This window comes from Streptosporangium minutum, assembly GCF_002149035.1.
In the GTDB taxonomy this organism is placed as follows: Bacteria; Actinomycetota; Actinomycetes; order Streptosporangiales; family Streptosporangiaceae; genus Streptosporangium; species Streptosporangium minutum.
In genome coordinates, this window is record NZ_NGFP01000090.1 from 23,175 (window position 1) to 32,214 (window position 9,040).

The window sequence follows — 9,040 nt, forward strand, 5'->3', positions numbered from 1 at the left end:
AGGGACCTCACATGTTCTTCGTCAAGATCACCGCAGCGGTCGCCGGGCTGGCGCTGGCCGCGGTCACCGCGCCTGCCACGGCCGCCCCCGCTGTCCCGGCCCATCATGCGTCCGCTGGGCACCGTGTCACGATGGCCCTGCCCGCGCCTGCCGGACCGTACCCCGTCGGCACCCTCGCCGTGCGCCTGGTCGACCGGTCGCGCCCCGACCCCCTGGTCAGGTCGGAGCCCTACCGGGAGCTGATGGTCAGCCTGTGGTACCCGGCGAAGGACACCGGCCGGACCCTGCCAGTCGCCCCCCATATGGCGCCCCTGGCCGCGGCCGACTGGGACCGCCGCTCCGCGCCGCCCATGGGCATCGCGGCGGGCGCGGTGGACTGGGCCGCCACGCCTGCCCATGCCCGCGTCGGCGCGCCGGTGGACCGCCGGGCGGGCAGGCTCCCGGTCGTGCTCTTCGGCTCCGGGGACGGCGGCCCGCGCACGCTCGGCACCGCCCTGGTGGAGGACCTGGCCGCCCGTGGCTACCTGGTCGTCACCGTGGACCACACCTACGAGGCCGACCAGGTGGAGTTCCCCGGCGGGCGGGTCGTGCGAGCGGTGCCCCTGCCGAAGAAGCTGACTCCGCGCGTCATCGCCAAGCTGCTCGAGCGGCATTCACGGGCCCGCCTCGCGGACATGCGGTTCGTCCTCGGCAGGATCGCCGCGCTGGGACGCGGCCACGGCCTCGGCGAGGAGGCCGGGCAGCTGCCCGCCGGGCTGCGCGGCGCCCCGGACCTGTCCCGGGTGGGAGTACTCGGCCAGTCCCTCGGCGGGTCGGTGGCCGCGCAGCTTGTCCACGACGACCGGCGCGTGGACGCGGGGGTCAACCTCGACGGCGGCTATGTCGGCCGGGTGGCGAAGACCGGCGTCGCCAAACCGTTCCTGCAGGTCGCAGCCGAGGCGCACACCCGGGCGAGCGAACCGAGCCGGCAGTCCTTCTGGGATGCCTCGACCGGCTGGAAACGGGAGCTGCGCTTCGCGGGCGCGGCGCACGGCTCGTTCACCGACCTGCAGGTGATGCTGCCGCAGATCGCAGCGGCGTCGCCGAAGGTGCCCGTCGCCGACTTCGTCGGCACGATCSACCCCGGCCGGTCCGTGTCGGCCCAGCGCGCCTACGTCGCGGCCTTCTTCGACCTGCACCTGAACAGGCGGTCCACCCGGCTCTTCGACACCCCCGACGCCCGCTTCCCCGAAGTCTCCCTCATCCCCTGATCCGCCCACCGCCGTATGGCACGGCTTCGGGACCGGGCGGGCGGTCAGCGGCTCACCGACCACTGATCGCATTCGGCGCGACTCGTCCGGAGCTCTCCCGCCTGGCCGCGGCTCCTGCGGTGCCTGGAGCCACGGCCCTGTCATGCCTTCTCACCGAACATCAAACCGAGTAATGTTCGGTTTCATGCACCCGGGAGCCATCGCAGCAGTTTCGCCGGACAAGCCCGCTGTGATCATGGCGGACTCCGGACAGGTCGTGACCTACCGCGAGCTGGACGAGGAGTCCAACCGGCTGGCCCACCTGTTCCGCGCCGCCGGACTCCGGCCGGGCGACCACATCGCCTTCATGCTGGAGAACCATCCGCTGTTCCTGGCGGTCGCCTGGGCCGCGCACCGGTCGGGCCTGTACTACACGGCCATCAGCTCGCGGCTGACGACCGACGAACTCGCCTACATCGTGGACAACTGCGGGGCGCGTGTGTTCGTCTCCTCCGCGAAGCTGGCGGAGGTCGCCACCTCGATCACCGGGGCGACGCCGAAAGTGGAGCTCAGGCTCATGCTGGACGGCGTCGCCCCCGGCTTCGGCTCCTACGAGGAGGCGGTGGCCTCCCACCCCGCCACGCCCGTCGAGGACGAGTGCCAGGGCATGGACATGCTCTACTCCTCCGGCACCACCGGGCGGCCCAAGGGCGTCAAACCCACCCTGTCCAAGGCTCCGCTGGACACGCCGGGGCCGCTGCTGCAGCTCATCCAGTTCCTGTTCGCGCCGTCGGCCGACAGCGTCTACCTCTCCCCGGCGCCGCTGTACCACGCCGCCCCGCTGCGCTACTGCATGAGCTTCCAGCGCCTCGGCGCGACGCTCGTGGTGATGGAGAGGTTCGACCCCGAGCAGGCGCTCGCGCTGATCGAGAAGTACGGCGTCACGCACTCGCAGTGGGTGCCGACCATGTTCATCAAGATGCTCAAGCTGCCGGAGCCGGTGCGGGCACGGTACGACCTGTCGTCGCTGACCTGCGCGATCCACGCCGCCGCGCCCTGCCCGGTCCCGGTCAAGGAACGGATGATCGACTGGTGGGGGCCGATCGTCCACGAGTACTACGCCGGGACCGAGGGCAACGGATTCCTCTACGTCGGTCCTGACGACTGGCTCAAGCACAAGGGCACGGTCGGCCGCCCGCTGCTCGGCGTCGTGCACGTCTGCGACGAGGACGGCAACGAGCTGCCGCCGCGCGAGCACGGCACCGTCTACTTCTCCGACGGGCCCCGATTCGTCTACCACGGCGACGAGGAGAAGACGAGATCCTCGCAGGACCCGCTGGGCCGGGGCTGGACCACCCTCGGCGACATCGGCTATCTCGACGAGGAGGGCTTCCTCTACCTCACCGACCGCCGCTCATACATGATCATCTCCGGCGGGGTGAACGTCTACCCGCAGGAGGCCGAGAACGTCCTGTCCGTGCATCCGAAGGTGGCGGACGTGGCGGTCTTCGGCGTCCCGGACGAGGAGATGGGCGAGCAGGTCAAGGCCGTCGTCCAGCCGATCTCCATGGACCTGGCCGGTCCGGCGCTGGAGGCCGAGCTGATCGACTACTGCCGCTCCCGGCTCGCCCCCTACAAATGCCCCAGGTCCGTCGACTTCCGTGAGGAGCTGCCCCGGCACCCCACCGGGAAGCTCTACAAGCGCCTCCTCCGCGACGAGTACTGGCCCGCCGGCCACTGACCCCGGATGCGGCGCCGGGCCTCGACCCCGTGAACTCTCCCGCCGCGCCCGGCGTCCAACCTTGTGGGAACCCTGCCGGCGTGCGGCCGGCCCGGGTCCGAGCCCTCCTCCGGGCAGCCGCCGTCCCAGCCCCCCGGGGCTCGGGACGGTGGCCGTAGGGGCGACCGTGGTCGTCCTGTGCCGTACGGCGGAGCGTCGCCTCCTTCCGGCCCCTGACCGGTGAGGCGATCCACGCGAACCCGCCGGGTCGGCCGGTCGCCAGGGGGCGGCGCGGGCCGCGGCTCCGGGGGGAAGCCCGGTTCGCGGAATATGGTTCTGGATCGCTCTGCCGGGGCAGACGACGACCCACGAGGCCCGGACGGGAAAGTGACCTGCCCGCCCAGGCTCAGTATGTCGATCGCCTACCTTGAAGGGATCCCGGCATGACACAGCCCCAGCCGCCCATGTGCAGGACGTGCGGAGTCATGGTCGAACACCCCGGGCGGCACCGTGAATGGCATGAAGCCCTCGAACGCCTGGTGCCCGGTCTGGAAGCCGAGCTGGAGAGAGTACAGGGAAGCGGGGAGCCCGACCGGGGCTTCACGTTCTAGCCTGCCGCGCCGGCTCCGGTGAAGACCCGGTCACCGGCGCATCTCCCGGGGCGTGATCACCATGGTCAAGCCGTCGAGCAGGCGTTCGAGGCCGAAGGCGAACAGCGACTCCAGGTCGAGCTCCGTGCCCGGCTCCGCGACCTGGGCGATCAGCGGCCCGTCGACGGAGAGCCGGGCCGTGCTCCACTGCCTGCTGGTCATCCCCGTGTCCAGCTCGGCGCCGACCTCGCTCTCGATGTTCACCGCCGTCCCCCGCACATAGTTGACCATCGTGGCGTAGATGTGCATCCGGGTGCCCGGATCCAGGTCGAGGCCGTCGAGCGCGCGCAGGCTCCACAGCCCGTACGCCAGCAGCCCCGGCAGCGTGACCGGCCGGGTGATGGACACGAGCCGCGGCAACCAGGGATGGCGCTGGTAGGCCGCCCACTGCAGCTGGGCGGCCACCCGCAGGTGGGAACGCCATCCCGGTGGCGGCTCCGGATAGCTGATCTCGGCGAACGCGGCGTCGGCGATCAGCTGGGTGAGCTCGGCCTTGGCCTCGAGCTGCCGGTAGAGGGTCATGGTGGCGACCCCGAGCCTGGTCGCCACCGCCCGCATGGACAGCGCGGCCAAGCCGTCGGCATCGGCGATCTCCATGGCCGCGCGGACGATCCGGTCGCGTTCGAGCCCCCCCGCCGAACGCGAGGGCAGCCTCCGGGGAGCGACCACGGCGCCGACCCGAGGAGCGGACTCGATGGCGCCTGCCTGCTTGAGCGCGGCCAGCGCCTTGGTGGCCGTCGCCATGGCGACGCCCCACTCACGCATGATCGCCCTGGTGGTGGGGACGGGGTCGCCGGGCCGCAGCTCTCCGTCGGCGATGCGTCGCTCGATGTCGGCGACGATCCGGAGGTACGGCGGTCGCGGATCGTTCACGAGGCCATGGTGCCATGCCTCAGCGGTCGGGCATCCAGTTGCCGTGCAGGCCGAGCGGCACCCTGACAGGCAGCTGGACGCGCGCGACGGGCTCGCCGGTGAAGTCCTGGGCCGAGAGGATCACCAGGTCGCTGGCGTTCCGGAGGGGATTGTGCACGTACGTGAGCAGGTACCCCTCGTCCTCCCCTTGCCCCGTGGCGGCGAACGAGGCCTCCCCGACGGCCTCGTTCCTGCCGAACCCGTGCACCTCGGTCGTCCCCCGTTGCAGGTCATGCTTGACCAGGGCGTTGGTGAAGGCGTCGTCCGGCGGCGTGCCCTCGGGCGCGAACGGGATCCCGTACAGGGCGGTCGCGGCCGAGTAGCCATATCGGTACGGGCGGGTGGCACGCGCGTCGTTCACCCGCGGGAAGTCCTGCGGCCGGTCGTCGATGCGCCGCTGGTGGACCTTGTCCGGCCCGATCGTCCAGCGGTCCAGCACGGGCCGGATCATCCCGGGGGCGGCGGGATCGAACGGCCCCTCGGCCGTGACCACGTCGACCACGATCGAGTCGCCGTCGTCGTAGGCGTTGAGCGTGTGGCTGACATGGACCGGGTCGATGTCCAGCCAGCGCACGTCACCCCCGGTCCGCGGCATGACGCCCACGCGCGTCGGGTGCTCCGGCAGCCACCGGCACTCGAACCCGTCGAACCCCAGCGGCGTGTCCCACAGCACCACGTGGTTCTCGGTGAGCGCGAAGTCGTGCATGAACGGCGTCCGCGTCATGGGGATGGCGGTGGCCTGGGCGACGCTTCCCCCGGTGTCGGTCACGATGTACTGGACGAAGTCGCGGCCCGGCATGTACGACAGCGAATGCAGCTCGCCGGTGAGCGGGTCGTGCTTGGAGTGAGCCCCCGCCGTGAACCCCTCCGCGGTCCCTCCCAGATCGCACACGCCCACGGTGTTCAGCTCCGTGTCCAGCTCGGCGGGCGGCAGGCCACCCTCCGCCATGGCGAACGTACGCCGGGCGTGCTCGATCACGTGCACCATGGGCGCGAATCCCGGTATGCGCACGAAGCGGTTGCGGTACCACTCGGCCCGGCCGTCACGCAGCCGCACCCCGTGCACCATGCCCTGGCCCATGCCCCAGATGTGCACGGCGGGGTCCTCCACGCCCAGCGGGTTGGGCCCGTTGCGCAGGTAGCGGCCGTTGAGCTCGGCCGGGATCCGGCCGGTGACCGGGAGATCGTAGGCGGTGACCTCTTCGTTGACGGGCGCGAAATGCCCTTCCAAATACCTCATGTGGACACCGTACGGAGGAGGGCGCCTGAGCCTGCTGCCGCGACGGGAAACACCCTGCTGTGCACTAGTGCAACAGCACGAGCCCGCCCGAACGGGGGCTCTCGCGACATCGCGGCCGGGCCGCCCGGCAGGCGTGATCATCAAGGGCATGCCGCGCGTGTCCGGGCCGATTCGCAGGGTCCGGTTCGAGGTGATTTCTGGTGATCAGAACGGCCTCTGAGCACGTTTGATAAAGCGGCTGTCAGAGGATTCGGACAACCGAGATCATCCCCTTAACGTGCTCTTACACGCCCTGAGGCATCGTTGCAGTCACCGGGAGGACCGGTCGCCGCTCGGCAACCCACAAGCGGACGTATGAGTTGGGGGAAGACATGGAACCGGACAAGAATGCGCAGGACATCACCCCGGCTGAGACGACCTCCGGGAACGACGGGTGGAGCCAGTTCGGCAAGGTGCCGCCGCGGGCGGGCGGATACCCCGCGGACAGGGACACCGGGCCGCAGCCGACGCTGATCCACCCGGTGCAGGGACCGCTCGCCGCCGAGGCGCCCACGGTGCCCGCCCAGCGGGCCTCGCTCACCATCGGGCAGAAGGTGGGCGCGGGTCTCGCGCTGGCCGCGATGGCGGTCGGCGGTGGAGTGGCGGGGGCCTTCGCCGTGACCGGCTTCGGCGGCACCACCACGATCGGCTCCTCCACCAGCCCGATCGTCAGCCCGGTCAGCAACGTGACCACGGTCGCCGACGTCGCCAAGGCCGTCCAACCGGCGGTGGTCTCCATCCATGTCAAGACCGGCAACGGCGGCGGCGAGGGGTCCGGCGTGGTGCTGTCGGCCGACGGCCTGATCCTGACCAACAACCACGTGGTGGAGGCCGGGGGAGCCGGCCAGGGCGCCCAGGTGACCGTCAAGTTCAGCGACGGCAAGTCCGCCACCGCGAAGGTCGTCGGCACCGACCCCGTCACCGACCTCGCGGTCATCAGGGCGAACGACGTCTCCGGCCTCACCGCGGCCTCGATCGGCGACAGCGACCGGCTCAAGGTGGGCGACTCCGTGCTGGCCATCGGCAGCCCGCTCGGCCTGTCCGGCTCGGTCACCGCCGGAATCGTCAGCGCGCTGAACCGCACGCTGACCGTCGGCGGCCAGCAGCAGCAACAGCTCCCGCCCGGCTGGGGCAACGGCATGCAGCAGCAGGGCGGCAGCGCGCCCACCGCCATCGGCGGCGCGATCCAGACCGATGCGGCGATCAACCCCGGCAACTCCGGCGGTGCGCTGGTCAACGCGTCCGGGCAGCTGGTCGGCATCAACACCGCCATCGCCACCAACGGCGGAGACGGCAACATCGGCGTCGGCTTCGCCATCCCGATCAACACCGCCCAGCAGGTCGCCCAGCAGCTCATCGACAAGGGCAAGGTCACCCACGCCTTCATGGGTGTGAGCTTCGCCCCCGTCACCGGCGACGCGGGCGGCGCCATGGTCGCCCAGGTGACCGACGGCAGCCCCGCCGCCCAGGCCGGGATCAAGCAGGGCGACCTGATCACCAAGATCAACGACACCGTGGTCGAGGACAGCACCACCGTCGTCGGCGCGGTCCGCGGCTTCAAGCCGGGGCAGAAGGTGACCGTGACCTACGTCCGCGACGGCCAGACCCAGACCGCCGCGGTGACCCTCGCCGAGAAGACCGGCGAGTAGCCTCCACAGACGGATGTGCCGCCGGGGTCGCTGCGGACCCGGCGGCACATCCATTTCAGAGGCCCCGTGGCCGCGTGCTCCGCCGGACGCTCCCCCGCGAAAGGATCAGCCGGCCGGAGGCCGCGGTGTCGTGCCGGTCGATGTCAGGTGAGGTCGCCGTGGGGATGGCCGATGGCCGGACTCCGCCTCGTGTCGGTTGATGTCAGGTGAGGTCGCCGTGGGGATGGCCGGTGGCCGAGCTCTGTCGGCGCGCGTGGAAACGACGGAAGCCGAGGGCGAGGATCGCCGCGGCGACGAGGGCCACCAGTACGGCGAGTGCGAGGGTCAGCGTCAGGGGGGAGGACAGGGCGGCCGGCATGCCCCAGGTCCCGGCCTTGGTGGGGAAGGTCAGCGTCCCGGTCGCCGTGTGGCTGACGCGGCCACTGCGGAGGGTGAGGTGGAACGTCCACGGCCCGTCGGGGAGGTCCCTGCCCAGCAGCACGGTGATGTCTCCGCGGCCGCCGGGCGCCAGGGTCGTGTCGCGGTTGGCCGGGAAGGGGCCGGCGCTCAGGGAGCTCGGCCCTTCCGACAGCGACAGCTGTCCCTCAAGGTCGATGGCGCGCTTGCCGGTGTTGGCGACGGTCGCCACGATCTTCGGCTGCCCGTCGTCGGTCCGCTGGGGGACTATCTCGCCGATCTCGAAGTCCGAGGGCGGCTCCCCGCCCGGGCCGACGTCGAGGTAGGCGCGGATCCCGACGCGGTTGACAAGTGCGATGTTCCCCTTTGGCCCCGGTCCGGGCGAGGCGACCTCCGCCCAGATGACGGCGTACCGCTCCGCCTCGGTCGCCCACGCCGGCACCGCGATGGTGGCCTTGACCGGCGCCTTGCCTCGGGCGGGCAGGTCGGCGGAGGAGCGGTTGAGCGTGACCCACGAGCTCAGCTCGTTGGGCGTCTGGGCCGGCGCGAAGGTGAAACGGGAGCCCTTGATGCCGGCGGCGGCCGCGTACAGCCGCACGTGCTGAGGCTTGGGCGAGGTGCTGTAGACCTCGAAGCGCCGGGTGAAGGTGGTGCCGGGGTTGACGTGGTCGACGATGAAGGAGTGTGATCGCGGATCGTCCACCCGGTTGGCGGGGATCTCCAGCAGCCTGACGCCGATGACGGCGCGGCCGGCCGGGTGAGCCTGCTCCCGGCCGGTGTCCGCGGCGGCCGGAGCGCCGATCATCGCGTGCAGCACAAGTGCGGTCAGCGCCGCCGAGACGGACCGGCGCGACAGTGGGCTAGGCAACGGAGTGGTTCACCGTGCCGGTGTAGACGCCGGCCACCGCCTGGTCGGGAACGTTGATCAGGACGGTCGGATTCCAGGTGGCGGAGTTGTTTCCCGAGCCGGTCGTCTTGCTGAAGGCGGTCCGCGACACGTTCAGCGTCTGCGCGGCCGCCGCGTTGGCCTGGCCGGGCACGAAGGTGCCGGTGCCGGTGGTGGCGGTGGCGGGACCGGACCAGTAGAGGGCGTCGCCGGTGGGGACGGTCTCGGGGGTGGTGCCGGCGCCGGTGGTGAAGCCGCCCGTCGCCGCGATCACCGTCGCCGTCCACGTCGCGGTGAGCGCGGCGCGCTGGTCGGAGAC

Annotated in this window: 7 protein-coding genes and 1 pseudogene; 4 read left to right on the forward strand and 4 right to left on the reverse strand. The window is 71.4% G+C overall.

From position 1 onward, the window contains the following. The first annotated feature begins 11 nt into the window (after positions 1-11). The 3 genes from CA984_RS20220 to CA984_RS46325 all read left to right on the forward strand — a co-directional run bounded on the left by CA984_RS20220 (position 12) and on the right by CA984_RS46325 (position 3,560). Positions 12-1,250, forward strand: coding sequence for an alpha/beta hydrolase family protein (locus tag CA984_RS20220; protein ID WP_086574683.1), 1,239 nt, complete (start codon positions 12-14; stop codon positions 1,248-1,250). Between the two features lie 184 nt (positions 1,251-1,434). Then, on the forward strand, positions 1,435-2,970 hold the full coding sequence (locus tag CA984_RS20225; RefSeq protein ID WP_086574701.1) for an acyl-CoA synthetase: 1,536 nt from the start codon (positions 1,435-1,437) through the stop codon (positions 2,968-2,970). Between the two features lie 422 nt (positions 2,971-3,392). After that, on the forward strand, positions 3,393-3,560 hold the full coding sequence (locus CA984_RS46325) for a hypothetical protein (RefSeq protein ID WP_165781337.1): 168 nt from the start codon (positions 3,393-3,395) through the stop codon (positions 3,558-3,560). A 30-nt stretch (positions 3,561-3,590) separates the two neighbouring features. Here the strand turns inward: CA984_RS46325 and CA984_RS20230 are convergent, their stop codons facing one another. Together CA984_RS20230 and CA984_RS20235 are read right to left on the reverse strand one after the other, a co-directional pair. Beyond that, the gene (locus CA984_RS20230) at positions 3,591-4,472 is read right to left on the reverse strand and encodes a TetR/AcrR family transcriptional regulator (RefSeq protein ID WP_086574685.1); all 882 of its coding nucleotides are present in this window, start codon (positions 4,470-4,472) and stop codon (positions 3,591-3,593) included. Between the two features lie 19 nt (positions 4,473-4,491). After that, a complete protein-coding gene (locus CA984_RS20235) occupies positions 4,492-5,751 on the reverse strand; it encodes a carotenoid oxygenase family protein (RefSeq protein ID WP_086574687.1) in 1,260 nt (419 codons plus the stop codon). A 371-nt stretch (positions 5,752-6,122) separates the two neighbouring features. On the opposite strand from CA984_RS20235, the gene CA984_RS20240 reads away from it, so the two are divergent. Next, positions 6,123-7,439, forward strand: coding sequence for a S1C family serine protease (locus CA984_RS20240; RefSeq protein WP_086574689.1), 1,317 nt, complete (start codon positions 6,123-6,125; stop codon positions 7,437-7,439). A gap of 202 nt (positions 7,440-7,641) precedes the next feature. On the opposite strand, the gene CA984_RS20245 is transcribed toward CA984_RS20240, so the two are convergent. After that, complete coding sequence (locus tag CA984_RS20245; RefSeq protein ID WP_207620952.1) at positions 7,642-8,703, reverse strand: hypothetical protein; 1,062 nt, start codon at positions 8,701-8,703, stop codon at positions 7,642-7,644. Beyond that, positions 8,696-9,040: pseudogene (locus CA984_RS20250) on the reverse strand (hypothetical protein); the annotation flags it as partial. The gene CA984_RS20245 and the pseudogene CA984_RS20250, both read right to left, overlap by 8 nt.